At 73.1% G+C, this 24,380-nt stretch carries 23 protein-coding genes; 11 read left to right on the top strand and 12 right to left on the bottom strand.

Annotated elements, in window-relative coordinates:
* Positions 1-134 precede the first annotated feature (134 nt).
* Positions 135-374: a hypothetical protein gene (locus BJY16_RS13835; RefSeq protein WP_185039855.1), complete on the bottom strand. Its 240-nt coding sequence runs from the start codon at positions 372-374 to the stop codon at positions 135-137.
* Between the two features lie 271 nt (positions 375-645).
* Positions 646-975 carry a hypothetical protein gene (locus BJY16_RS13840; protein ID WP_185039856.1) on the bottom strand — a complete coding sequence of 110 codons (330 nt, stop codon included), beginning with the start codon at positions 973-975 and terminating at the stop codon, positions 646-648.
* Between the two features lie 209 nt (positions 976-1,184).
* On the opposite strand from BJY16_RS13840, the gene BJY16_RS13845 reads away from it, so the two are divergent.
* Positions 1,185-1,901 carry a hypothetical protein gene (locus BJY16_RS13845; RefSeq protein ID WP_185039857.1) on the top strand — a complete coding sequence of 239 codons (717 nt, stop codon included), beginning with the start codon at positions 1,185-1,187 and terminating at the stop codon, positions 1,899-1,901.
* A gap of 184 nt (positions 1,902-2,085) precedes the next feature.
* Here the strand turns inward: BJY16_RS13845 and BJY16_RS13850 are convergent, their stop codons facing one another.
* The 4 genes from BJY16_RS13850 to BJY16_RS13865 form a co-directional block, all read right to left on the bottom strand.
* Entirely contained in the window at positions 2,086-4,635 is a 2,550-nt protein-coding gene (locus tag BJY16_RS13850; RefSeq protein WP_185039858.1) for a lipopolysaccharide biosynthesis protein, read from the bottom strand.
* A 152-nt stretch (positions 4,636-4,787) separates the two neighbouring features.
* Positions 4,788-5,885 (bottom strand): magnesium and cobalt transport protein CorA, encoded by a 1,098-nt coding sequence (locus BJY16_RS13855; protein WP_185039859.1) that lies wholly within the window; start codon positions 5,883-5,885, stop codon positions 4,788-4,790.
* 50 nt (positions 5,886-5,935) lie between these two features.
* On the bottom strand, positions 5,936-6,673 hold the full coding sequence (locus tag BJY16_RS13860; protein WP_185039860.1) for an ABC transporter permease: 738 nt from the start codon (positions 6,671-6,673) through the stop codon (positions 5,936-5,938).
* A 2-nt stretch (positions 6,674-6,675) separates the two neighbouring features.
* Positions 6,676-7,581: an ABC transporter ATP-binding protein gene (locus BJY16_RS13865; protein ID WP_425551355.1), complete on the bottom strand. Its 906-nt coding sequence runs from the start codon at positions 7,579-7,581 to the stop codon at positions 6,676-6,678.
* A 63-nt stretch (positions 7,582-7,644) separates the two neighbouring features.
* Between BJY16_RS13865 and BJY16_RS13870 the strand changes: the two genes are divergently transcribed.
* On the top strand, positions 7,645-8,601 hold the full coding sequence (locus BJY16_RS13870) for a helix-turn-helix transcriptional regulator (protein ID WP_239177347.1): 957 nt from the start codon (positions 7,645-7,647) through the stop codon (positions 8,599-8,601).
* A 339-nt stretch (positions 8,602-8,940) separates the two neighbouring features.
* Here the strand turns inward: BJY16_RS13870 and BJY16_RS13875 are convergent, their stop codons facing one another.
* Positions 8,941-9,474 (bottom strand): GNAT family N-acetyltransferase, encoded by a 534-nt coding sequence (locus BJY16_RS13875; protein WP_185039861.1) that lies wholly within the window; start codon positions 9,472-9,474, stop codon positions 8,941-8,943.
* A 25-nt stretch (positions 9,475-9,499) separates the two neighbouring features.
* Between BJY16_RS13875 and BJY16_RS13880 the strand changes: the two genes are divergently transcribed.
* The 3 genes from BJY16_RS13880 to BJY16_RS13890 all read left to right on the top strand — a co-directional run bounded on the left by BJY16_RS13880 (position 9,500) and on the right by BJY16_RS13890 (position 13,531).
* Positions 9,500-10,888 (top strand): beta-N-acetylhexosaminidase, encoded by a 1,389-nt coding sequence (locus BJY16_RS13880; protein WP_185039862.1) that lies wholly within the window; start codon positions 9,500-9,502, stop codon positions 10,886-10,888.
* A gap of 73 nt (positions 10,889-10,961) precedes the next feature.
* Positions 10,962-12,932 carry a M48 family metalloprotease gene (locus BJY16_RS13885; protein WP_185039863.1) on the top strand — a complete coding sequence of 657 codons (1,971 nt, stop codon included), beginning with the start codon at positions 10,962-10,964 and terminating at the stop codon, positions 12,930-12,932.
* Positions 12,933-13,060: 128 nt separating this feature from the next.
* Positions 13,061-13,531, top strand: a complete 471-nt coding sequence (locus tag BJY16_RS13890) for a hypothetical protein (RefSeq protein ID WP_185039864.1) — start codon at positions 13,061-13,063, stop codon at positions 13,529-13,531.
* A 47-nt stretch (positions 13,532-13,578) separates the two neighbouring features.
* Here the strand turns inward: BJY16_RS13890 and BJY16_RS13895 are convergent, their stop codons facing one another.
* On the bottom strand, positions 13,579-14,418 hold the full coding sequence (locus BJY16_RS13895) for a hypothetical protein (protein WP_185039865.1): 840 nt from the start codon (positions 14,416-14,418) through the stop codon (positions 13,579-13,581).
* A 12-nt stretch (positions 14,419-14,430) separates the two neighbouring features.
* Complete coding sequence (locus tag BJY16_RS13900; RefSeq protein WP_185039866.1) at positions 14,431-15,084, bottom strand: hypothetical protein; 654 nt, start codon at positions 15,082-15,084, stop codon at positions 14,431-14,433.
* Between the two features lie 270 nt (positions 15,085-15,354).
* Here BJY16_RS13900 and BJY16_RS13905 point away from each other — a divergent pair, with 270 nt between their 5' ends.
* Genes BJY16_RS13905 through BJY16_RS13920 form a run of 4 tightly spaced genes read left to right on the top strand, consistent with a single transcriptional unit; the run spans position 15,355 to position 19,342 of the window.
* On the top strand, positions 15,355-17,973 hold the full coding sequence (locus BJY16_RS13905) for a nitrate- and nitrite sensing domain-containing protein (protein ID WP_185039867.1): 2,619 nt from the start codon (positions 15,355-15,357) through the stop codon (positions 17,971-17,973).
* Positions 17,973-18,389 carry a roadblock/LC7 domain-containing protein gene (locus BJY16_RS13910; protein WP_185039868.1) on the top strand — a complete coding sequence of 139 codons (417 nt, stop codon included), beginning with the start codon at positions 17,973-17,975 and terminating at the stop codon, positions 18,387-18,389. Before BJY16_RS13905 ends, BJY16_RS13910 begins: the two co-directional genes overlap by 1 nt.
* Complete coding sequence (locus BJY16_RS13915; RefSeq protein ID WP_185039869.1) at positions 18,379-18,765, top strand: DUF742 domain-containing protein; 387 nt, start codon at positions 18,379-18,381, stop codon at positions 18,763-18,765. Before BJY16_RS13910 ends, BJY16_RS13915 begins: the two co-directional genes overlap by 11 nt.
* Positions 18,746-19,342: a GTP-binding protein gene (locus BJY16_RS13920; RefSeq protein WP_185039870.1), complete on the top strand. Its 597-nt coding sequence runs from the start codon at positions 18,746-18,748 to the stop codon at positions 19,340-19,342. The genes BJY16_RS13915 and BJY16_RS13920 overlap by 20 nt, the downstream gene beginning before the upstream one ends.
* 8 nt (positions 19,343-19,350) lie before the next feature.
* On the opposite strand, the gene BJY16_RS48400 is transcribed toward BJY16_RS13920, so the two are convergent.
* Positions 19,351-20,838, bottom strand: a complete 1,488-nt coding sequence (locus tag BJY16_RS48400) for an AfsR/SARP family transcriptional regulator (RefSeq protein WP_185039871.1) — start codon at positions 20,836-20,838, stop codon at positions 19,351-19,353.
* 156 nt (positions 20,839-20,994) lie between these two features.
* Between BJY16_RS48400 and BJY16_RS13930 the strand changes: the two genes are divergently transcribed.
* On the top strand, positions 20,995-21,774 hold the full coding sequence (locus tag BJY16_RS13930) for a hypothetical protein (RefSeq protein ID WP_185039872.1): 780 nt from the start codon (positions 20,995-20,997) through the stop codon (positions 21,772-21,774).
* A gap of 30 nt (positions 21,775-21,804) precedes the next feature.
* Here the strand turns inward: BJY16_RS13930 and BJY16_RS13935 are convergent, their stop codons facing one another.
* Together BJY16_RS13935 and BJY16_RS13940 are read right to left on the bottom strand one after the other, a co-directional pair.
* A complete protein-coding gene (locus BJY16_RS13935; RefSeq protein ID WP_239177345.1) occupies positions 21,805-22,839 on the bottom strand; it encodes a LacI family DNA-binding transcriptional regulator in 1,035 nt (344 codons plus the stop codon).
* A gap of 64 nt (positions 22,840-22,903) precedes the next feature.
* Positions 22,904-23,101, bottom strand: a complete 198-nt coding sequence (locus BJY16_RS13940) for a hypothetical protein (protein ID WP_185039874.1) — start codon at positions 23,099-23,101, stop codon at positions 22,904-22,906.
* A 125-nt stretch (positions 23,102-23,226) separates the two neighbouring features.
* Here BJY16_RS13940 and BJY16_RS13945 point away from each other — a divergent pair, with 125 nt between their 5' ends.
* Entirely contained in the window at positions 23,227-24,285 is a 1,059-nt protein-coding gene (locus BJY16_RS13945; RefSeq protein ID WP_185039875.1) for a lactonase family protein, read from the top strand.
* Positions 24,286-24,380: the final 95 nt, after the last annotated feature.

The following is a 24,380-nucleotide window of genomic DNA, read 5'->3' on the forward strand; positions in this document are numbered from 1 at the left end:
TCTGCGGTCATGCCGCGGTCCCGGATGCGGTCTGCTCTGCCGTCATGCTGCGGTCTGCTCTGCGGTCATGCCGCGGTCCCGGATGCGGTCTGGCCTGCCGTTTCGCCGCGGTCCGGATGACCTGCTCTTTGCCGTCACGCTGCGGTGCGGGTGTGGGCTGCTCTGCCGTCACGCCGTGGTCCGGGGTGCGGTCTGCTCAGCCGGGAGAAGCGCAGCGCCCAGTCGAAGATCGGATGGTGCGTGGCGATCACCACGTGCCGCGCGGTCGATACCGACGGGGTGGTGATCGGCGGCGGCATCGCCGGGCTGTGGACGGCCTGGGACTCACCGAGGCCGGGCACCGCCGATTTGTCGAGGACGAAAGTGTCGGCCATCCAGTTCTGCTCGGCTTTACCGGCCGCTGGCCCGGTGGTCTCCGATGTCCACATCAGAGTGTTGTCCACAGGGTGTCTGCTGAGCCTCCCCGCTTTCCGCCACACTGCCTGAGGGGGATCCCCCGGGAGGGTGGGCCTGTGGGCGTGCGGAGGCCTGCAGGCATGCGGAGACCTGCAGGCGTGCGGAGACCTGCGGGCGTGCGGAGGCCTGTCAGCGTGGCCAGCTTCCGCGGCACTGAACCGCGCCGCCAAGACCCGCGAAACCGCGCGATCAGTGCGGCTGGACCAGCCAGTCCCAGGCGCGTTTCAAGCCGCTGTCGTGCCGCTCCTCCGGGAGGTCGGCGCTGGGCCGGGCCAGTTTCTCGGCCGGCTCGGTGACGATCGCCCCGTTCTCGTAGAGGCCGGCCACCTGGTCGCCGGACGCGAAGCGGTGCCCGTCGGAGGTCTTGATCAGCAGGCCGTGGAAGACGTCCTCGGGTTCGTCGGCGAGGACGTGTGCGACGGTGCCGATCGTGTCGCCGCTCGGCGCGTAGACCGGCACGCCTTCGCGCAGGACCAGGTAGGCGACCGGTTCGCCGAGGTCTTCCGCCTTCTCTGTCATGTCGTTGGCATACCCAGCCGGATGTGCCGAAAACCCGGGATCAGCTTTTCGGCTGACCAGATTATGGCGATTTGTCCAAATCGGGTTTCGCCCCCGAAAACGCGGTCAAATACGGACAGGCAAGCACCCAATTCCCATATCGTCCCTTTTGTCGGGCCGCGCTACTGCCGGCCCGGAGAACGAGGGGCATCGGAGGATTCGTAATGCACATGAGTCGGCGAATCGCAGCAATGGTGGCGCTGGCCACGGCGACGACCGGGCTGGCCGGCGCGGCCACCGCCGGACCGGCCGCCGCGGCGCCGTCCCGGGGCCCGCAGCCGATCACCACCTGGCTCCGCCCGGTGCCGGCGAACGTGCCCAGCTGGATCGACATCGCCTGGCGCACCGACCGGACCATCTGCGACGCGCAGGTGCGGGTCCGCGGCGAGCGGGTCCGGGTGGAGTACTTCGGCAACCGGCGCGGGGCGGTCTTCTCGCGGGGCAGCACGCTGACCCCGCGGCGCACCGACGTCACCCGGGTCCGGGTCACCCCGTTCACGGCGTTCGGCGGGGTGGCGAAGCTCTGGGCGACCATCTCCTACGACGAGTGCGGGTGGCGGTCCCGCACGCAGACGCGCACCACGGTGCTCTCGCTACCGGTGATGCGCACCAACTCGCCGGGGGGTCAGGGCGGTCCGGGCGGCCCCGGAACCGGACTCCCCGGCGGCCCCACCGGCCAGCACGGTCCCGGCCAGGGCCACTCGGACAACCCCCAGCAGGGCGGCGCCCACCCCGGCGGCTCCCACCCTGGCGGGGGCGGTCAGGGCGGTCACCAGCAGGACTGGCCCGGCCACGGTGGGCCGGGGCAGGGCGGCGGTCAGGGTGGTCAGCAGCAGGACTGGCCGGGCCACGGTGGGCCGGGGCAGGGCGGCGGCGGTCACCACTGACCCTGTCACCCGGGTGAGAAAGGGGCGCACGGCCGGCTTCCCCCCGGTCGTGCGCCCTCTCGTCGTACCGGGAACCGGTGTTGATCGGGGAAAGCGAACCGGCCGCCGGACGGGGGGTGTCCGGCGGCCGGTGAGGCGCCCGGCGGGCCAGGGGGGCGGGCCGTGCCGGGCGCGGGCCCGAGGGTCAGCGGCGGGCCATGATCAGGCCGGCCGGGTCGCTGCAGACCAGGTCGAGAGCCCGCTGGACGAGCTGCGGGTCGTAGGTGGAGGCGTGGAACGTGGCCTCCAGGTGCAGCACCCCGTTCATCTCGCTGGTGGTCAGCGTGACGCCCTCCGGGCCGTTCAGCGTCGGCACGCTCTGGTTCACCCGGCCGGCCGCGCCGACCGCCCACGGCAGGTCGCCGAGCACGTCGTGCCGGCCCTGGTTGCTGAAGGTCAGCCGGGGCCGCGGCGCCACCGCGATCTCGGCCGGGAACGGGTCCGGCATGCCGGGCGCGCCGGTCAGCAGCAGCTTGGCCTCGCGCAACGCGATCATGGTGAGGATCCGGCCGGTGGCCAGCTCCGCCTTCAGCGTGGTGTGGATCGACAGCGGGTCGGTGAGGTTCTCCGGGGTCAGGTACGGACCCATGCAGAAGTTGCTGTCGACGCTCACCCCCTTGTCCAGGTAGCGGCGGGCGTCGGCGAGGAAGGTGCCGCCGGACAGGTCCGGGTCCAGGCCCAGCTCGGCGAGCGCCGAGGCGAACGCCGCGAAGGTGATCGCCGAGGTGGTGACGCCCGGGGCGTACTGGTCGCGCCAGGTGCGCATCTCGCCGAGGACCAGTGACGAGCGGGCGGTCCGCACGGTCAGGTCGGCCCGCCACGGGCGGCACGGCCCGGACTCGGCGTGCGGCGGCTTCGGGAAGCTCAGGCCGGCCTTCCACCGGTCCGGGTGCATGCCGAACTGTTTCCACCAGGCCTTCGGCAGCGCCCAGCGATGCCGTGCGGACGGCGCGATGCGGGCCGCCCGGCCCTCCGCGGCGGCCAGGATCAGCTCGCGCAGCAGGGTGTTCACCGGGCCGGCGTCGCCGTACGCGTGGGAGACCTTCAGCGCCACATAGCCGCCGCCGACCAGGATCCGCACCGGGTGGTGCCCGCGCGGCTCGGCCTGCAACTGCCGGGTCATCGCGTCGAAGTCCGCCGGGCCCGGGCCGAGGTCGGTCACCGCGTCCAGCACGTACGTCGCGAAGCTGGCCGCGTCCATGTGCTGCCACTTCGCGCCGGCCCGGTCCAGCCGGGAGACCGCCCGGTGCGTCGGGTCGGTCAGGTGCAGCCCGGCCAGCGCGTTGCGCAGCCGGTCCGCGGTGACCCCGGTGAGCGGGCCGACTGTCCGGATGTACTCCAGCGGCAGCCAGGCCTTCTCGTGCAGGGTCAGGCTGGTGGTGGACATGACATTCACTCCCTCTGCCGGCGCCGTCTCGTCGACGACGGGCGCGAATACAACCTTGAGCACGGTCGGCGCGACCAGCACGGTCTCGATCGCCATCACCACGGCGACCGCGGCGACCAGGTCGTTCAGGTCCCCGTGCCGGCCACCCCACCAGGCCGCCAGCAGCTCGGCCGCGCCGGCGAAGACCGAGAAGATCCCGGCGCCGCGGACCCGGCCCCGCACCCGGGAGACCGCCAGGAAGAAGTGGTGGAAGACGAACGGGACGTAGGTCAGCGTCAGGATGGCCAGCGCGCCGCCGGCGGTCTCCGCGTACTGGCTGCCGAAGACCGACATGATCGGGTCGGCCAGCAGCATCACCAGCAGCGCGGCCGGGATGCCGCCGCCCAGGCAGATGAGCAGGCCCATCCGGACCTTGCCGCGCAGCGCGGCCCGGTCGCCGGCGGCTACCGCGAACAGCGTCAGCGCCACGTTGCCGGGCACCATGGCCAGGAACGAGAGGACCATGAACGCGGTGTAGAAGGCGGCGTTCGCCTCGGCCGACAGCACCGCGGTGACCACCAGTGGCAGGGCGGCCCGGGGCAGGTAGGTGGCCAGGTTCAGCAGGTTGTGGTCGAAGGTGGCCCGGCCCCGGCCGTGCAGCAGCCCGAGCCGCGGGCGCAGCGAGTCGATCATCCCGCGCCGGCGCAGCGCCCGGTGCAGGATCGCGGTCGAGCCGACGATCCCGGCCACCCAGGTGAGCAGCAGCTCGCCGCCGGTCAGCGTGATCGGCAGCAACGCCACCACGCCGAGCAGGACCAGCTTGATCGCCGCGAACCAGGCGTTGCGCATCAGCTGCAGCGGGCCCTGGAGCAGGCCGACCATCGCCTCGTCGAGGACCAGCGTCATGGCGTTCAGCGCGATGCCGGCGACCAGCAGCGCGGTGGCCGGGGCGCCGCCCATCGCGTGCTGCAGGCTGGGGATCCAGAGGTGCGCGGCGGCCACGTAGAGCAGGCCGCCGGCGGTCGCCGCGGCGCCGGCCACCAGCAGGCAGGTGGAGATCAGGTCCCACTTGCCGCGGCCGATCCCGGGCAGGTCGGAGATCAGCATGGTGCCCATGCCGAACATGCCGATGGTGCCGATCAGGGTCATCGCGGACACCGCGGCGGAGGCCTGCCCGACCGCGGCGGGGGAGGCCACGTGCGCGGCCACCCACCAGTACGCGAACCCGAACGCCGAGGTGATCAGTGTGGTCGCCATCAGCGAACCGGCGTTCAGGAAGAGGTCGACGTGACCGCGCAGAGCGGACAGGATGCCCCGGCGTGCGGTCACTTTCCCACTACCCCCAAGATCGGCATAGTGAGGAAACTAGTAACTCGCCGTGTTCATCGGGTAGGGCGAATCTGACCGGCCTGGCAAGCTGTCTGGACTGGAAAAACGACCGAAAGTCGGACCTGTGTGATCTGGCTTTCAGTTACCCGGCGTCACAGCCAGCCGGTCTTCTTCAGGCGCCAGTAGAGGCCCCCGCAGAGCAGCGCCATGGTGGCCATCGCGCCCGGGAAACCGTACGGCGAGTCCAGCCCCGGGATCACCGTGAAGTTCATCCCGTAGATCCCGGCGATCACCGTCGGCACCGCGGCGATCGCGGCCCACGCGGCGATCTTGCGCATGTCGTCGTTCTGGTCGATCGAGATCTGCGCCAGCCGGGCCTGCAGGATCGAGTTGAGCAGGTCGTCGAAGCCGGCCACCCGGTCCACCGCCCGGCCCAGCCGCCCGCGCACGTCCACCAGGTAGGGCCGCAGCCCGGCCGGCAGGTCCCGCACGGTGAGCACCTGGGTGAACGGGTCGGCCAGCGGCAGCACCGCCCGCTTGAACTCCACCATCTCCCGTTTCAGCTGGTAGATGTGGGCGATCCCGGCACTCCGCCCGGTGCTGAAGATCTCCTCCTCGAGGATCTCCAGGTCCCGCTCGACGTGCGCGGCCACCTCCAGATAACTGTCGACCAGGCGGCTGCCCACCGCGTACGCCACCGCCCACGGCCCGTGCCGCAGCACGTCCGGGCGCCGCTCCAGCTCCTCGCGGACCGCCGCGAGCGGGCCGACCGGGCCGTACCGCACGGTGATCACGAACCACCGGCCGACCAGCACCGTGATGTCGCCGGTCTCGACCACCTCGGAGGTGTCGGTGAGCCGGTCGTGCTCGACGTACCGGGCGGCCCGCAGCACCAGCCGGGTCACCTCGCCGACGGTCTCCAGGCCGGGCCGGTGCCCGCCGCCGGTGGCCTGCTCGGCGACCAGCTCGTGCAGGCCGAACACCTCGGCGATCAGGCTCATCGTGGCCCGGTCCGGCTCGTGCAGGCCGAGCCAGACGAACGCGTTGCGGCGGCGCCGGGCGAGCCGGGCCGCCTCCGGGAACGGCATCTGGCGGGGCTGTCCCGGCTCGGCGCGGCGCTGGCCGGCGGCGTAGACCGCGCAGTCGACGACGGCGTCCGGGTTGCCCAGCCGCGGGGCGGGCGCCGCGCGCCGGGGCCGGCGCAGGGCGTCCAGGAACTGACGGAACGGACGGAAGCGTGGTTCCCGCATGCGTGCTCCCGTCCCCGTGGTGTGTCGGTCCGAGGATGGAAGGTAGCGGGTCAGTCCGAGCGCTGCATCGCCCGCACGCCGACGAGCAGCCCGAACAACCCCATCCCGGCGGCGGCCAGCAACCCGTACGCGGTGGTCCGGGACCAGACGTCACCGTCGAACAACGCGCGCTCGGCGTCCACCACGTACGTCATGGGGTTGATCTTGGAAAGCGACCGCAACCAGGCCGGGCCGTTCTCGATCGGCAGCAGCACCCCGGCGAGCAGCAGCAACGGGAAGAGCAGGGTCTGCTGCACGGTCCAGAACAGCCACTCCTGGTTCTTCGAGGCCAGTGCCAGGGTGTACGACAGCGCGCCCAGCCCGACGCAGAACCCGGCCAGGATCAGCAGGCCGAGCAGCGCCCCGGCCAGGTGCAGCCGGAAGCCGAACGGGATGCAGACCGCGACGATCAGCGCGGCCTGGGCCAGCATCGGGACGATCTCCTTGAGCGCCCGCCCGAGCAGCAGCGCCGGCCGGCGCAGCGGGGTGACCAGCATCCGCTCGTGCGAGCCGGTCTGGATCTCGTAAAGCAGGTTGGAGCCGGTCATCGACGAGCCGAACAGGCAGGACATCACGATGATCCCGGGCACGAACCACTGCAGCGACTGGTCGTCGGGCAGCAGCGGCGCGAACAGCGCCAGGAAGAACAGCGGCTGCACCATCGAGAAGATGATGCTGAACGGGCTGCGCAGCACCGGGCGCAGCTCGCGGCTGAAGACGACCGCGGTGTCGGTGGCGAGGTTGCTCATGGTCAGGCCTCCTGGGTCTCGTCGCGCAGGCTGCGGCCGGTCAGGGTGAGGAAGACGTCGTCGAGGGTCGGGCGGATCACCTCGACGGTGCGCGGCCGGAGGTCCAGCAGGGTCGGGACCAGCCGGGGCCCGTCGTCGGTGGAGATCACCACCCGGGTGCCCTCGCGGGTGCCCTCCGGGACGCGGGCCGCCTCCGCCTCCGAGTCGAAGCCGAGGATCACCCGGTCGCCGACGTGCTTGGCCTTGAGGCGCTCCGGGCTGTCGTCCGCGATGATCCGGCCGTGGTCGATCACGATCACCCGCTCCGCCATCGAGTCGGCCTCCTCCAGGTAGTGCGTGGTCAGCACGATCGTGGTGCCGTGCTCGCGGCGCAGCCGGACGATGTGCTCCTGCAGGTTGGCCCGGTTCTGCGGGTCCAGCCCGGTCGACGGCTCGTCGAGGAAGAGCAGTTCCGGGGCGTGGATCAGACCCATCGCGATGTCCAGGCGGCGGCGCTGGCCGCCGGAGAGGGTGGAAACGGTCCGGTCGGCGACCTCGCCCAGGCCCAGCGACTCGATCAGCTCGGCGGCCCGGGCGCGCGCCTGACGGACCGGCAGGCCGTAGGCCCGGCCCTGGCTGATCAGCTCGTCCCGGCCGCGCTGGCTGTGCCCGGCGCCGTTGCCCTGTCCGATGTAGCCGATCCGGCGGCGCACCTCGCGCTGCCCGGTGACCACGTCGAAGCCGGCCACCGCGGCGCTGCCCGAGGTCGGCGGGATCAGCGTGGTGAGCATCCGCAGCGTGGTCGACTTGCCGGCGCCGTTCGGGCCGAGCAGGGCGACCAGCTCGCCCTCGGCGACCTCGAGGGTGACCCCGTCGACGGCGAGCACGCTCTTGAACCGCTTCGTCAGTTCTCGCGTCGCAATCATCATGGCTTCGACGCTAGGGTTGTTTGCGGCCATATTCTGGCCTCAATACGAGAGATTCTTGGACCCATGGCGAACACGAGTGCCCGGATGCTGCGGCTGCTGTCCCTGCTGCAGACCCATCGCTACTGGCCCGGCTCGGAGCTGGCCGACCGGCTCGAGGTCAGCCCGCGCACCCTGCGCCGGGATGTCGACCGGCTGCGTGAGCTGGGCTATCCGGTGGACGCCAGCCGCGGCGTGGCCGGTGGCTACCAGTTGCAGGCCGGCGCCGCGGTGCCGCCGCTGCTGCTCGACGACGAGGAGGCGGTGGCGATCGCGGTCGGGCTGCGCAGCGCCGCGGCCGGCGCGGTCGCCGGCTTCGAGGAGACCTCGGTGCGCGCCCTGGCCAAGGTGATCCAGCTGCTCCCGCCCCGGCTGCGCCGCCGGATCGACGCGTTGCAGGCGGTGACCAGCCCGGGCGTTCTCGGCGGCGGCCCGACCCTGGACGCCGGGGTGCTCACCACGATCGCGATGGCCACCCGGGGCGAAGAGCGGCTGCGCTTCGACTACGCCCCGCGGGAGGGCACGGCCGGCGGCCGCTACGTCGAGCCGCACCGGCTGGTCCCGCTCGGCCGGAAGTGGTACCTGCTGGCCTGGGACCTGGACCGGGGTGACTGGCGCAGCTTCCGGGTGGACCGGATCACCGGGCCGGCGCTGACCGGGGCCCGGTTCCGGCCGCGGGAGATCCCGGGCGGCGATCCGGTGGTCTGGCTGCGGTCGCGGATCCGGGCCATCCCCAACCGGTACGACGTCGCCGTCCTCCTGGAGACCGCCCCGGATCAGGTGCAGGCGGTCGTCGGCCACTGGGGCACGGTGGAGCCGGTCCGCGAGGGTGTCTGCCGGCTCCGGATGAACGTCGACGATCTCGGCTGGCCGACCATGGTGCTCGGCCTGCTGGGCGTCCCCTTCACCGTCGAGTCGCCGGCCGAGCTGCGGGAGAACGTGCAGGCCGTGGGCCGGAACCTGCTGCGCGGCACGACTCTCTGAAATGGACGGACCGACGCCCCCGTGGCGCCGGTCCGCATTCATGAAGGTATCTGTCGGGTGCGACACTTCGCCGTCAATTTTCGCCCGACACTTATATAAGAATTGACTTAATCGAGGCGCCGGACCGAGCGAGCCAGCCGGAGCACCTGATCCGCGGTGAACGAGCGCGGCGCCATCAGCCGGAACGCCGAACCGTCCGGCAGCCGGCCGCCCGTCCGGCGTGTTCACCCGGTAGACCGCGATGATCGGGCCGCCCGGGTCGGCGGTGAAGGTCGGCGCGTCCAGGCCGGGCAGCGTGTAGCCGAACTCCGGCCCGCGGACCGGTTCACGCCGTCCTCCTCAGGGCAGTGGGCGGCTGCGGATGTGGTCGTCGTGCCACTGGGCGCCGACCAGGAAACGCTTCACACCGATGACGGTGAAGCCGTGCTTGGTGTAGAACTTCGCGGCCCGGACATTGCGCTGGTTCACCCCGAGCCAGCAGGAGACGGCGCCGGTTTCGGCGGCGGCGGCCAGGGTCGCGGTCATCAGCGTGTGCGCCACGCCGGAGCCGTGCCGGTCCGGCAGCACGTAGAACTTGCTCAGCTCGACGCTGGTGCCCGGGTCCACCACGGCGGCCACGTCCGGATCCACGATCGGGCCGCGGACCAGCATCGCGTAGCCCACCGGACGGTCGCCGTCGACGGCCAGCAGCAGGGTGCGGCCCGGGTCGGCGAGGTAGCCGGCGAACCGCTCGGCGGACAGGTGGGTGGCGATGAACATGTCGATGTCGGCCGGTGCGGTGCCCGGTGGGCAGGCTTCCCCGAAGGTCAGTGTCGCCAGCGCGTGCAAAGGTTGCTCATCGCCCCGGGTGGCGTGACGCACAGTTATCGGCATAGCGAAACAGTTTAGAGTCTTCAGAGTGCGCCCTCAGACGAAGCGGCTGGCCGATGTGATTCCGGCGCCCGCACTGGTTGTCCCGGAACCGGCCGTGACCTTCACCGTCGCCCCGGAGGCGGTGACCGCGCTGGCCCCCGAGCCACGCGACGACGGGCCGGTCCGGCTCGAGCTCGGTGCCGACGAGCTCGGCCCGGAGGGCTATCGGCTGGAGATCACCGCGGCCGGCGTGACCCTGCGTGCCGCCGCGCCGGCCGGGCTGTTCTGGGGCCTGCAGACGCTGCGCCAGCTGGCCGCCGACGACGGCGTGCTGCCCGGCGGGGTGATCGAGGACCGGCCCCGGTTCGCCTACCGCGGGGCGATGCTCGACCTGGCCCGGCACTTCTTCACCGCCGACGAGATCCGGGCGCACGTCGACCTGCTGGCCCAGTTCAAGATCAATCATCTGCACCTGCACCTCACCGACGACCAGGGCTGGCGGCTGGAGATCCCCGGCTGGCCGCGGCTCACCGAGGTCGGCGGCGGCCCGGGCACCGGCTGCGACGGCGCCGGGCCGGGCTATCTCACCCTGGCCGAGTACGCCGAGGTGGTGGCCTACGCGGCCGAGCGGTTCGTCACCGTGGTCCCGGAGATCGACATGCCCGGCCACGTGAACGCGGCCCTGGTGGCGTACCCGGAACTGACCGCCGACGGGCAGCCGGTCGCGCCGCGCACCGACGCCGAGGTCGGCTACAGCTCGCTGGTGGCCGGCAAGGAGGAGACGTACGCCTTCGTCGAGGCCGTGCTCAAGGCGGTGGCCGACGCCACCCCGGGCCCGTTCCTGCACATCGGCGGCGACGAGTGCCTGTCCACCTCGGCCGAGGACTACCGGGCGTTCTTGACCCGGGTGCTGCCGCTGCCGGCGAAGTACGGCAAGCGGCCGGTCGGCTGGCACGAGATCGCCGCGGTCGACCTGCCCGAGGGCGCCGTCGTGCAGTACTGGCGGCCGCAGGACGAGGGGACCGAGGTGGCCGCCGCGGTCGCCGCCGGCCACCAGGTGATCATGTCGCCGGCCGACCGGACGTACCTGGACATGAAGTACGACGAGACGACCCCGATCGGGTTGGACTGGGCCGGGCTGGTCCCGGTGCGGCGGGCGTACGACTGGGACCCGGCCGACCGGCTGCCCGGGGTGCCGGAGACCGCCCTGCTCGGGGTGGCCGCGCCGCTCTGGTCGGAGACCCTGCGCAGCGTCGCCGACCTGCAGTACCTGACGTTTCCGCGGCTCCCGGCGGTGGCCGAGGTGGCCTGGACGCCGCAGGCCGGCCGGGACTGGGCGTCCTTCCGGGAGCGGCTGGCCGGTTTCGGCCCGCGCTGGGACGCGGCCGGGGTGACCTGGTTCCGCGCTCCGGAAATCGACTGGCCGGCGGGCTGATCGGCACAGGCCTCCCCGCCCGTATCCCTGGCCGGACCCTAAGCTGGGCGTTTCTCGGTGGGAGGAGAGCGGCTTGAGCAACGACGCGCGAGCGGCGGCGAGGTCGGCCGCCGGGCTGGCCGGCTTCCTGGTGGTCGCCGGAGTGCAGCTGGCCGTGGTGCTCGGTGTGCTGTGGACGGTGCTGAAACTGCTGCCCACCGACTTCGCCCTGCGGGCCGGGGTGCCGCTGAGCATCGCCACCTTCGGCGCGCTCGGCTACGCCACCTGGCGGGCGCTGCGCCTGCGTTCCCGGGTGCCGGCCGGGGTGGCGGTGCCCCGGGCCGACGCGCCGGAGCTGTGGGCGCTGGTGGACGCGGCGGCGGCCGCGGCCGGGGTGACCCCGCCGGCCGGGCTGACCGTGGTCGCCGACGCCACCGTGGTGGTCGGCGAGCGGACCCGGGCGCTCGGGCTCGGCGGCGGGCGGCGCGACCTCTACCTCGGGCTGCCGCTGCTGCAGGCGTGGGACCGCGGGCGGCTGCGCGCGGCGGTGGCGCACGAGCTGGCCCACGGGTCGGCGGCGCTGGGCCGGTGGGCGCCGGCGGCGTACCGGGGACGGGTCGCGGTGGGCCGGCTGGCGCCGCGCTGGGAGCGCGGCCGCAACCCGGCCGCAGCCGTCCTCCGGGCCTATGCCCGGGCCTACCGGCGGTGGGACGCGCCGTTCAGCCGGGCGCAGGAGCTGGCCGCCGACCGGGTCGCGGCCGGGCACGCCGGGGTCGCGGCGACCACCGGCGCGCTGCGTGACCTGCCGGTGCTGGCCGGCATGCAGCGGTTGTTCCACGCCGAGTACGTCGGTCCCGGCTGGCAGGCCGGGCAGGTGCCGGAGGACGTGTTCGGCGGTTTCCTGCGGGTGCTCGCGGCCCGGGCCGAGGACGTGGCGATCCTCCGGGCGCGCGGGCCGGAGCCGGCCGGCGCGTGGGACACCCATCCGCCGCTGGCCGAGCGGCTGGCCGAGCTGACGCCCGAATCCCCGCAGACCGCGGAAAGCGAAGAACCGGCTGCGGATCCGGCCGCGGGACCAGCCGGGGAAGCGGCCAAGGATCCGGCCGAGGAGCCGGCCGGTGACCTGATCCCCGATCTGCCCGGCCTCGGCCGCGCGCTGCAGGCCGTCGCCTTCCCGCCGCAGGGCCGGGAGCGGGTGAGCTGGGACGACTTCCTCAGCCAGGCCCGCACCGCGGAGATGGAACGGGAGGCCGAGGCGGCCCTGGCCACCGTGGCCCGGGCGGTCGGCGTCCCGGTGCCGGACGCCGCCGGGGTGCTGCAGCTGGCCGCCGACGGCCGGCTCGCCACCGCGGCCGCGACCATCTTCCCCGGCCTCGCCGCGGAGGAGACCGCCGACCGGATCGTCGACCTGCTCTCGCTGATGCTCGCTCTGGCCGCGCTGCGCAGCGGGGTGGCCCGCTGGCGGCACAGCTGGACCGGCACCGCCGAGCTGGTCGCCGCGGACGGCGCCCACCTCAACCTCACCGACGTGGCCGCGGCCGCCGCCGACCCGGAGCAGGCCGAGGCGGTCCGGGCCTATCTGGACCGGATCGGGGTGGACCTGGCCGCGTCCGGCGGCGACCGGCCGGCCGCCCGGGCCCAGGTTTTGGGCGGCCTGATCAACCTGTCCGCGGACGGCGAGCGGACCGACCTGCTCGTCACCGATCTCGGCTTCCTGCTGGTCCCCGGCCTGTCCCGGGGCCGGGGCGGGGAGGCCAAGCGGCGGCTGCACCAGATCGCCTCCGGTGGCGTCCCGGTCTCCGGCGAGGCGGCGGGGACGACCGCGGTGGCCACCATGGACCCGCCCGGCGACGGCCGGCGGTTCGTGCCGTTCGCCGACGTGGCCGCGGTGACCAGCCTGCCCGGCCGGCGGCGCGGCTGGGTGCTCGGCCTGCACGACGGCGGCAGCCTGACCCTGCGGTCGTCGCTGGACACCGACGAGCTGCCCGGCGGCTGGGCGGCGTGGGACGAGGCGGTCACCTTCCTCACCGGCACGCGCCAGACACGACCACAGTCTCCTCCGTGACGAATGAGTCACTTCAGCGTCACTTCGGGTCACAATGACCGGAGCGATTGGTGGCTTTCCCGACGCCTGAAATGGGTAGCACAGGGCGGGGGCTGAGCGGGACGATCGCCGGGACAGGGGGAGGCGCTATGGAGCGGGGGCCGATGGCGCTGTTCGGGGCCATCGTCGCGGTCGGGCTGGGCCCGGCACTGTGGCTGGGCGTGCAGCTCGCCGCGGTCAAGACCCCGGCGGGCGGCACGCCGCCGGCCACGGTTCGCCAGCAGCTGCCGGCCGCCGTCGAGACCGACTCCGGTGGATCCGGCGCCGGGGAGACGGAGACCGCCGAGCCGATCATCGACTGGACCCGGCCACCGGCCGCCGAGCCGCCGGCCAAGCGCGCGGCGCCGCGCCCACCGAGCCCGTCGGCCTCGCCGTCGCCGTCGACCAGCCGGTCCACCGCACCGTCCGCTGTGGTCACCTCCGCGCCGACGCCGCCCAGCAGCCCGCCGACCGAGTCGGCCACCTCGCCGGCCGCCGAGCCCGAGGAGACCGAGCCGGAGCCCACCGGCACACCGTCCGAGGAGGAGCCCACCGACCCCGGTCCGGACGAGACGTCATAGCGAGAAGGGGAGCCTGGACGGGCTCCCCTTCGTACTGGAAAGTGTTCTCACAGGCCGAGCAGGCGATCCAGGATGTCCCGGTACGCCCGCAGCTCCACCCGTAGCGCCTCGGTGTCGTCGGCGCCCGAGGCGAGCGAGCCCCGGTGCTGGCGCAGCGACGCGGTCAGCTTCTCGATGGTCTCGTCGACCAGCGCGGCGGCCTCGCCGGTGGTCGCCTTCGGGTCGTCGACGAAGCGGAGCTGGATGTCGCGCCAGCGGTCGCGCAGCGGCTGGGTCTCCGCCTCCGGGAAGAACGGGGCCGGGCCGGACGTGCCGGACGCGGCCGTGTCCGCGGCCGGGACCGCGGCGACGGCGACGACCGGCTCCGGCTCCTGCTTCTCGACGACCGTCGGGTCGTCGAAGGTGCCCCGGTCCTCGATCCCGTCGTCCACAGTGGCCCGGTCGTCGCGCTCCTCGGCGGCGGCCACCACGTCATCGTGGTTGTCCGCGGCGGTCACCGCGTCCTCGTGCCGCTCTGCGGCGGTCGGACCGTCCTCAGTCGACCGCAGGTCGTTGATCGGCTGGGTGGCGTCGATCTCGTCGTCCCGGCGCACGTCGTTGATCCTCGTGGTGTCGTCGTCGCTCAGGTCGCGGTCGGCGGTGCTGTCGTGGTCGTCCCGGTGGTGGTGGGCGGCCGTGTCGTGCTCGTCCGGGTCGCGGTGGGCGTCCGGGTCGTCGGACCGGTCGCTGTCGTGGTCGGGCCGGTGCTCGGCCGGGCGGTCGTCGTCCGGCCGGTCGCCGGCCGGGGTGTCGTGCCAGGGCGACCCGGCGCGCTGCGGCGGCACGGCCTCGGTCCGGTCGCCCTGGTCGGTGGTGTTGTCCTGGGCCTCGTTGGAGAAGAAGCGCATCGTGGGAGCTCCTCAGCGGCTGGTGGCGTCGGTCTCGGGGGCGGATCGGCCGGTCTTCCCGTCGGTGGCCGGGTCGCTCACCGAGCGGTCCGCGGTGGTCCGCGGCGCGGGCACGTCGGTGGTGCTGCCCGGCACCGGGTCCTCACCGAGCAGGTCGGCGAAGAGGGCCCGGTAGTGGACCAGCGCCTGGCGCAGGTCCTCGGTGCCGGCCTCGTCATTCTTACTGCGCTGGCTGATCTCGTGGGCCGCCCGGTAGTGCTCCAGCGTGGCGGCGTGCTCGACGGAGAGGTTGGCGAGCCGCTCGTCGTAGTCGGCGGTCGGGTAACCGCGCTCGGTGATCAGGCTGGTGACCAGCTCGTCGGCGGTCGCCACCGCCTCTTTCGGACTGTCCACGAAGCGGATCTGGACCTCTTCCCAGGCGGCGGCGTATTTCGCCCGGGACTCCGCGGAGAGCGGGGTGAGCTCCAGCTGCGCGTGCCGCTTGGTGCGCTCCAGCAGCTCGCGCTCCGCCTCGGTGCGGTTGCCGGTGTCGGCGACCACCCGGTCGTACTCCGGGCCGAAGGTCTGCTGCAGCTTGCGGCGCCGGCCGGCCCGGACCGCGAACGCGATCGCGGCCAGCACCAGCACGATGACGACGATCAGGACGATGGTGGCGGTGGCGGACATCAGGTTCCTCCTTCTTCCGTAGCCGATATGCCCACTCACACCTGTTCATCAATCGCGTTGAGCCCGCTGAAGTGGAGATCCGCAACGACGGCCGGGGGACAAAGGGAATGGAAGGGAAGTTTCCGATGGCTCGAGAGCTAGCTGTGACGGACGTCTTTACGTATTCTTCCGGGGCGCATCTCGCCCGGACCGGCCGTCCACTTCTGATCGGCCGGTTCCCGGGCCGCCGGTGCGCCGCCGTTTCCTGCCGGACCCCTCGGGCGGAGCTTGATGAGAAGCCGCAACTGGTCGATCAGATCGAAGATCATCGCGATGGTCGCGGTGCCGCTGGCGGCACTCCTCGCGCTCTGGGTCTTCGCGACGGCCGCGACCGCCGGGCCGGCGCTGGATCTGCTCGCCTCCCGCGACGTGGTGCTGCGGATGGGCGACCCCGGTCTGCAACTGATCGCGCAGCTGCAGCGGGAGCGGCACTTCTCCGCCGTCTACCTGGCCGCCCCGCGGACGCCGGGCACCGAGCTGAAGACCCAGCGGGCGGCCACCGACGCGGCGATCGCCGACTTCCGGGCCGCGACCGACGGGCTGGACATGTCCGACGACCTGCGGGACCGGGTCGCGACGCTGTTCCACGACATCGACGCGCTGCCCGGCATCCGGGCCCGGATCGACGCGCGCGAGATCCGGCTGCTCGAGATGGTGAACACGTACAACGACGTGGTGGACGCCGGGTTCGACGTCTCCACCACCGCCGCGGTCTTCTTCCACGAGAAGGTCGACCGCGAGGTGCGTGGCCTGATCACCGGGTACCGCGGCCTGGAGTTCCTGTCCCGGGTGGACGCCACGCTGGCCGGCGCGAACGCGTCCGGCAAGGTGGACGCGCCGACCCGGGGCAAGCTGATCGAGGACGTGGCCACCTCGCGGTACCTGCTCAGGGCGGGTGTGGCGGACATGCCGGAGAAGGCCCGCGGCGACTACGCCCAGCTGATCACCCGGGGTTCCACCTTCGTCACGCTGGACGTGCTGCAGAGCGAGCTGATCACCAAGAACTACACCGGTCAGGCGCCGCCGGTGAAGGGCACCGAGTGGCAGCCGGTCTTCGACCAGGTCTCCGCCGAGCTGCGCGCGTTCGAGCTGCGTACGGTCGACGAGGTGGTCGCCGACGCCACCCCGCTGGCGGTCCGGGTCTTCCTCTGGCTGGGCCTGGCCGCGCTGCTCGGCCTGGTCGCCTTCCTGCTGGCGATCTGGGTGTCGGTGCGGGTCGGCCGGTCGATCGTCGGCCGGCTGATCAAGCTGCGCCGGGAGGCCCTGGAGATGGCCTCCGAGCGGCTGCCCACCGTGGTCGGCCGGCTGCAGCGCGGCGAGGCGGTCGACGTGGACGTCGAGACGCCCCCGCTGGACTACGGCATGGACGAGATCGGCCAGCTCGGCCAGGCCTTCAACGACGTGCAGCGCACCGCCGTGCAGTCCGCGGTCGACGAGGCCAACGTCCGGCGCGGCATCAACGAGGTCTTCCTCAACATCGCCCGGCGCAGCCAGACGCTGCTGCACCGGCAGCTCTCGCTGCTGGACAAGATGGAGCGCCGGGAGACCGAGCCGCAGGAGCTGGAGGACCTCTACCGGGTCGACCACCTGGCCACCCGGATGCGGCGGCACGCCGAGGACCTGGTCATCCTGGCCGGCGCGGCGCCCGGCCGGGGCTGGCGCAACCCGGTTCCGGTGATCGACGTGGTCCGCGGCGCGATCAGCGAGGTGGAGGACTACAAGCGGGTGGACATCCGCGCGGTGGCCGCCTCGGCGCTCTACGGCCGCGCGGTCGGTGACGTCATCCACCTGCTCGCCGAGCTGATCGAGAACGCCGCCTCGTTCTCCCCGCCGCACACCCGGGTGCAGGTCTCCGGGCAGGTGCTGCCGAGCGGCTACGCGATCGAGGTCGAGGACCGCGGGCTGGGGATGACCCCGGAGGCGCTGGAGCAGGCGAACCGGCGGCTGGCCGAGCCCCCCGAGTTCGACCCGGCGGACAGCGCCCGGCTCGGCCTGTTCGTGGTGGCCCAGCTGGCCACTCGGCACCACATCCGGGTGTCGCTGCAGGCCTCGCCGTACGGCGGGGTCACCGCCGTGGTGCTGCTCCCCGGTGACCTGGTCACCGAGGCGCCCAGTCCGGCCGGCACGGGCAGCCGCGCCAACCTCAAGCCGCTGGTCGGCTCCGGTCAGGACGAGCCGGCCAAGCCGTCGCTGGCCGCCCTGCAGTGGTCCGGTGAGGGCGAGCTGCAGCAGGTGCCGGCCGTCCCCCGGCAGCGGACCAGCAACGAGAACCTGCCGGCGCTGAACGGAAGCGCCGGCGAGCCCGGCGGCCCGACGCCCAGCGCGATCGCGTCCGAGCTCAGCCCGGACGGCCTGGTGCAGCGCAAGCGGGTCCGGCGCACCCCGCAGGTCCCACCGGCCGAGCTGCCACCGGCGGCGACCGCCGGTCAGCTCGACGACGTGGCCGGCGCGCTCGGCGGGTCGCGGGCGGTGCCGCGCAATTCGGCGCCGCTGGCCTCGATGCCGCCGGCGGTCCCGCCACCGGCGTCCCCACCACCGGCGATCCCATCGGTGCCGATCGGCGACGAGCCGACCGTGCAGCTCGAGCCGGACGGTCTGCCCAAGCGGGTCCGGCAGGCCAGCCTGGCCCCGCAGCTGCGCCATCCGGTGGTGGAGCCGGAGTCCACCGCGCCGCAGCGTTCCCCGGAGCAGGTCCGTACGCTGATGAGCGCCTTGCAGCTGGGCACCACCCGGGGCCGTATCCAAGCCTCCAAAGAGGCTGCAGTGACCGGGGCCGGCGGCGACGCGGCCGGCGACCGCGCCGCGAGCCCCGGCGGTAATGAAAGCAACAGGCCGGAGAAGGACGCATAGTGGCACAGACGACGAAGCAGAGCGCGAATCTCACCTGGCTCCTCGACGACCTCGTCGAGCGGGTGCCGACCGCACAGCAGGCCGTGGTGCTCTCCGCGGACGGCCTGATGCTGGGCGCCTCGGCCGCGATGACCCGGGAGGACGCGGAGCACCTCTCGGCGATGGCGGCCGGATTCCAGAGCCTGGCCAAGGGCGCGAGCCGGCATTTCGGGGCCGGGCAGGTGCGCCAGACGGTGGTCGAGATGGAGGAGGCCTTCCTCTTCGTCACCGCCGCCGGGCAGGGCGCCTGTCTGGCCGTGCTGGCCTCGGCGGACGCCGACCTCGGCCTGATCGCCTACGAGATGGCGATGCTGGTCACCCGGGTCGGCCAGACGATGAGCGCCCCGGAGCGCACGTTGGCGCCCGATGCCCTCTGAACCTGCCGACCTGGCACACGACTGGATGGATCACGACGCCGGTCCGGTGGTCCGGCCGTACGCGATGACCCAGGGCCGCGTCGCACCCTCCGGTGGCGACTTCGACCTGGTCGCGTTCGTCGTCGCCACCGTCCCGGACCTGGTGCCCGGCATCGCGTTGCAGCCCGAGCACCACGCCATCGTGGCCGCCGCCTGGGAGCCGATCTCGGTGGTCGAGCTGGCCTCCCAGCTGGACCTGTCGATCGGCGTGGTCCGGGTCCTGCTCGGTGATCTACGCTCGGCGGGTCTCATCTCGCTGTACGAACCTCCGGCGGCCACCCAGCCGCACGACGTCGACGTTCTCAAGGCGGTTGTCAATGGACTCCGTGCGCTCTGACCGCGCCAGCGGTTCGCGCATCCCGGTCGCCCTCAAGATCCTGATCGCGGGCGGTTTCGGCGTGGGCAAGACCACCATGGTCGGGTCGGTCAGCGAGATCCGTCCGCTGCAGACCGAGGAGATCCTCACCGGGGCCGAGGGCGCCGACGACGTGTCCGGGGTGGAGGGCAAGACCACCACCACGGTGACCATGGACTTCGGCCGGATCACCATCACCGAGGACCTCCAGCTCTACCTGTTCGGCACGCCCGGCCAGGACCGGTTCTGGTTCCTCTGGGACGAGCTGTCGCAGGGCGCGCTCGGCGCCGTGGTGCTGGCCGACACCCGCCGGCTGGCCGACTGCTTCCCGTCGATCGACTACTTCGAGCAGCGCGGCACGCCGTTCGTGGTCGCGGTGAACGACTTCGACACCCAGCAGCGGTTCGGGCCGGAGGCGGTGGCCCGCGCCCTGGACCTGGACCCGGGGGTGCCGGTGGTGCTCTTCGACGCCCGCGACCAGGTGGCCGCCCGCAGCGTGCTGATCGAGCTGGTGGAGTATGTGGCCCGCCGCCAGTTCGCCGCCGCCGGCACCCGCTGACCTGGCGCCTAGAGCCCCAGGCAGATCAGCCAGGACTCGGCGCGGCGCAGCTGACGGGGGGTCAGCACGCCGCGCTGCACCAGGTCGGCCGGCTGCCGGTACGGCCCGTGGTGGTGCCGGTCCAGCGCGATCCGGTGCGCCTCGGCCGCGCCGATCCCGGGCACCCGGGTCAGCTCCTGCGGCGGCGCGTGGTTCAGGTCGATCAGCCCGCCGTCGTCGAGGTACCGCAGCAGGTCGGGGCGGCCGATGCCGGCTTGCAGCGCGGCCACCGGGTCGATCGCGGCGAACCGCCGGGCCAGGTCCCGCCGGGCCCGGGCGGCCCGGTTGTCGCCGCCGTGCACGGCCAGCAGCACGCCGTGCACGGTGGAGCCCAGCCAGAGCGCCAGCCAGGAGAAGACGGCGACGCCCTCGGCGGCGGTGGTGGCCTCCGAGTCGATCGGCGACGGGTCGATCTCGAACCACAGCACGATCCACGGCAGCGCCACGAAGTAGAGCGCCGCGACGGCGTAGTGGTACCAGCGGCCGCGCTGGATCGCCGCGTAGAGGAAGTAGACCCAGGACGCCACCCCGCAGGTGAGGAACGGCGCCGCGCCGGCGGCCGCGATCTCCAGCCAGCGGGCGTGGCCGCGCCGCGGCTGCAGCGACGCCGGGGAGAACGCCGGGGCCGGGGAGAACGCCGGGGCGGGGGAGAGCGGCGGCGCCGGGGAGAGCGGCGTGTAGGAGGGCGGCGACACCGGATCGGCCGGCGGTGGCGGCTCCAGCTCACCGCGCAGGATCCGCCGGTGCACCTCCTGCATCCGCTCGCCCGGCTCGGCCCCGAGCTCGTCCAGGAAGTACTCCCGGGTGTCCCGGAACACCGCGAGCGCCTCGGCCTGCCGCCCGGCCCGGTGCAGCGCCAGCATCAGCTGCGCCCGCAGCCCCTCGCGCAGCGGGAACTCGTGGGTCAGCCGGGTCAGCTCGCCGATCAGCCCGGCGTCGTCGCCGTGCGCCAGCCGGATCTCCGCCCAGAGCTCCCAGGCGCTGGCCCGGTCGTCGGCCAGCCGGGCGCGGGCGGTCTCGAAGACCGGCCCGGTCAGCCCGTCCAGCGCGTCGCCGTGCCAGAGCTCCAGCGCGGCCCGGACGATCTCGGCGGCCCGGTCGGCGCGCCCGGCCCGCTGCTCGGTCCCGGCCCGGGCCAGCTCGGCGCGGAACACCTCGGCGTCCAGTGCGCCGTCGCCGATCGCCAGCTGGTAACCGCCGGCGGTCAGGGTGAGCCGCTCCCGGCCGAGGGCCCGGCGCAGCCCGGCCACGTATTTCTGGACGACGTTGGCGCCGTTCTCCGGTGGCTCCTCGCCCCAGACCGCGTCGACGATCCGCTGGGTCGGCACGGCCTTGCCCGGACTCAGCAGCAGCACCGCGAGGACGGCCCGTTGCTTGGCCGGGCCGAGGTCGACCGGATCGGCCCCGCGGAACGCGCGCACCGCACCGAGGATCTCGAACCGTGCTTCCGGCTCCACCCCCGGTTACCCCCTATGACCAGCGCTTTCAGCGAGACGGCAGCGGAACGGCAGCCGGCAGCAGCATAGCCGCAGCGCGACGGCAGACCCACCGGGGAGCCTTTGATCCGTCGATGCACGACGCCGTCGATGACGCAGACGTAGAGGGACGGAACGATGACTGTGCTGACCAAGCGACTTGCCGCGGTGGCGGCACTCCTGATCCTGGCCGGCTGCGGGCAGACCGGCGAGGCGGAGAAGCCGGCGCCGCCCACGCCCGCGGAGATCCTGAAGAAGGCGGTGCCGACCACCGCGGCCGACGTCTTCCACTACGCGATCTCCGGTGGCGAGCAGTCGGCCTCCGGCGTCGTCGACAGCGCGAAGAAGACGATGACCACCGACTTCAGCGAGAAGATCCCGGACGCCGGGTTCACCTTGACGATGAAGTTCCTGGTGGTCGACGCGGACTCGTGGGCGAAGATCTCGTTCGGGTCGGCCCCGGCCGAGCTGGGCCTGCCCAAGCTGCCGAAGAAGTGGATGAAGCTGGACACCAAGAAGCTCGGCGCGGACGCCGAGAAGGACCTGATCTACGCCGGCCAGACCGACCCCGGTTTCGTCAGCACCCTGGTCGAGGCGTCCACCGGGCTGACCGAGAAGTCGCCCGGCCACTTCGCCGGCACCGTCGACCTGACCGAGGCGACCGAGGCGGAGATCGTCGAGGCCGAGACGCTCACCGCGCTCGGCGAGAAGGCGAAGGCGGTCCCGTTCGAGGCGACCGTGGACGCCAAGGGCCGGATCAGCACCGCGACCGTACGGGTGCCGGCGGCCGGCAAGGCCAAGGCGATCACCTACCGGGTCACCTACGACCAGTACGGCACCGCCGAGACGCCGGCGGCGCCGACCGGCTCCGCCCAGGTGGACGCCCCGAAGGCGGCGTACGACCTGCTGAACAGCTGAGGATCGCGGGTCTACGGGGGTCCGCGAACCTCAGGACGGTGCGGGGCCGGTACTGCCCCGCACCACCAGATCTGCCGGCAACAGCAGATGTGGTGTCTCACCGGAATGCCGCAGCGCCGCGTTCAGCAGCGCTGCGGCTTTCCGCCCTTTCTCCTCCACGTCCTGGCGGATCGTGGTGAGGGCCGGCTGCACCTGGGTGGCGAGCGGGCTGTCGTCGAAGCCGACCAGCGACAGGTCCTCCGGGACGCGCAGCCCCAGATCGCCGGCCGCCTGCCGGACCCCGAGGGCGGTGACGTCGGAGAAGCACAGCACGGCGGTCGGCCGGTCCGGCCGGGACAGCAGCTCCCGGGCGTCGGCGCGGATCAGGTCGACCCGCTCGAACGGCTGCCGGATCACGGTCGGGGTGATCCCGGCCGGCCGGAGCTCGTCGTTCCAGCCGAGGCGGCGCTGGATCGAGGCGTACCCCTCGGTCGGCACGTCGTGGTCGGCGATCAGCCCGTACGGCCCGTGCGCGCCGACGGTGGCGTACGCGATCCGGGTGTGCCCCAGGTCGAGCAGGAGCCGGGCTGCCTCCCGCGCCCCGCGGCGGTCCGCGACGTTCACACAGGCGTATCCGTCGACCGGCGCCTGGTCGACGAAGACCAGCGGCAGCCGGCGGCGCTGCAGCCAGCCGACCGCCGGCGAGGTGGGGTCGCAGGAGTAGACCAGCGCGCCGTCCATCGCCACGTCCCGGGCCGGGATCAGCTCGCCGGCCGACGCCGAGCTGAGCAGGGTGATGGCCAGTCCGGTGGGGGCCAGCTCCTCGGCGATCGCGCCGAGGAAGCCGCCGGCCACCAGGTCGGTGAAGGCGTAGCGCAGCGAGTCGGTGAGCAGGACGCCGATGGTGCCGGTGGTGCCCTTGGCCAGCGCCCGGGCGGTCGGGTCGGGTCCGGCGTAACCGAGGTCCTGCGCCGTGTCCAGGATGCGCCGGCGCAGCTCGGGGGAGAGCTGGTCGGGGCGGGAGAACGCGTTGGAGACCGTCATCCGGCTCACCCCGACGCGGTCGGCGATGGTCTGCAGCGTCACCCTGGGCACCTCTACACCGTAAGGCGCGCCTCCGGCCGGACGGTGGCCGGAGGCGCGCCCCCTCTCATCGGAACAGTGCCTCGGGCGGCCGGCCGGCCGGCGCGACGGCGGCGGACACCCGGTAGAGCGCGCGGGCCAGGAGCGACCTGGTCCGCGCCGCGCGGCGCGCCCTGGCCGGTACGACCGGCGCGTCCGGCCGGGCGCTGTGCAGCTCGCGGGTGACGGCGTGCAGTCCGTGGACGTAGGCGGCGGGCAGTTGCATGACTCCTCCTGCTGTCTCGGAGCTGTCGAGTGGTCTCTGTACCGGTACAGTACCGCCGGTCTTCTGTACCGGTCAAGAGGGCGGGCCTGCCGAGCCGCCGGGCTCCGCTGTGATGGGATCGGGGCATGGGCGCGAACGCTGAGTACGTCTTCGTCGGGTGCTACACCGCGGACAAGGGAGGGGAGGGTGACGGCATCACGCTGCAGCGGCGGGATCCGGCGACCGGCGAGCTGACCCGGCTCGGCCTGGCCGCCCGCACCCCGTCCCCGTCCTTCCTGGCCCGGCACCCCACCCTTCCGGTCCTCTACGCGGTCAACGAGCTCGACGAGGGCACGGTCTCCGCCTTCACCGTCGCGCCGGACTGCTCGCTGATCCCGCTCGCGGTCCGGCCCACCGGCGGCGCCGACCCGTGCCACCTGGCGGTCACCGCGGACGGCCGGCACCTGGTGGTGGCCAACTACTCGGGCGGCTCGGTCGCGGTGTTCCCGCTGGACGACGAGGGCGCCCCGGGGGAGCGCAGCGACCTGCTCACCCTGACCGGCTCCGGCCCGGACCGGGAGCGGCAGGAGGGCCCGCACGCGCACATGGTGGTGCCCGACCGGAACGGGCCGGACGTGCTCATCTCCGATCTGGGCTCGGACCGGGTGTGGCGGTCCCGGCTGGACCCGGTCTCCGGCCGGCTCGGCGCGCCGGAGCCGGCGGTCGAGGCGAAGCCGGGCACCGGCCCGCGGCACCTGACCCACTCGGCGGACGGCGCGCTGCTGCTGGCCGGCGAGCTGGCCGGCACGCTCAGCTGGTACCGCCCGGCCGGCGGCCCGGTCCTGGCGCCGCGCGGCGAGGCGGCGGCCAGCGCGGTGACCGGTCCGGTGCATCCGTCCGAGGTGACCACGGGGCGCGACGGCCGGTTCGTCTATCTGGCGAACCGCGGCCCGGACACCGTGTCGACCTTCGCGTGGGACGGGGAGAGCGCGGTCCTGATCGCCGAGACATCGACCGGCGGCAGTTGGCCGCGGCACATGATCTTGATTGGCGATCACCTCTACGTAGCCAATCAGCGTTCACACAACGTAACGGTTTTCCGGATCGATCCGGAGACCGGAATTCCCGCTCCGGAAGGGGAACCGGCCACTGAGCCGAGCCCCACCTGCCTGCTTCGGTGGACCCCGGCGATGATCAGGCCATAGGCCACATCGGGCACCTGGGGAGGTCCGTGATCTTTCCCGTCAAACCCGACACCCGGGTGCCCGATCGGGATACTGATCGAGACGGCGTCATCACG

This window comes from Actinoplanes octamycinicus (assembly GCF_014205225.1).
Classification (GTDB): Bacteria; Actinomycetota; Actinomycetes; order Mycobacteriales; family Micromonosporaceae; genus Actinoplanes; species Actinoplanes octamycinicus.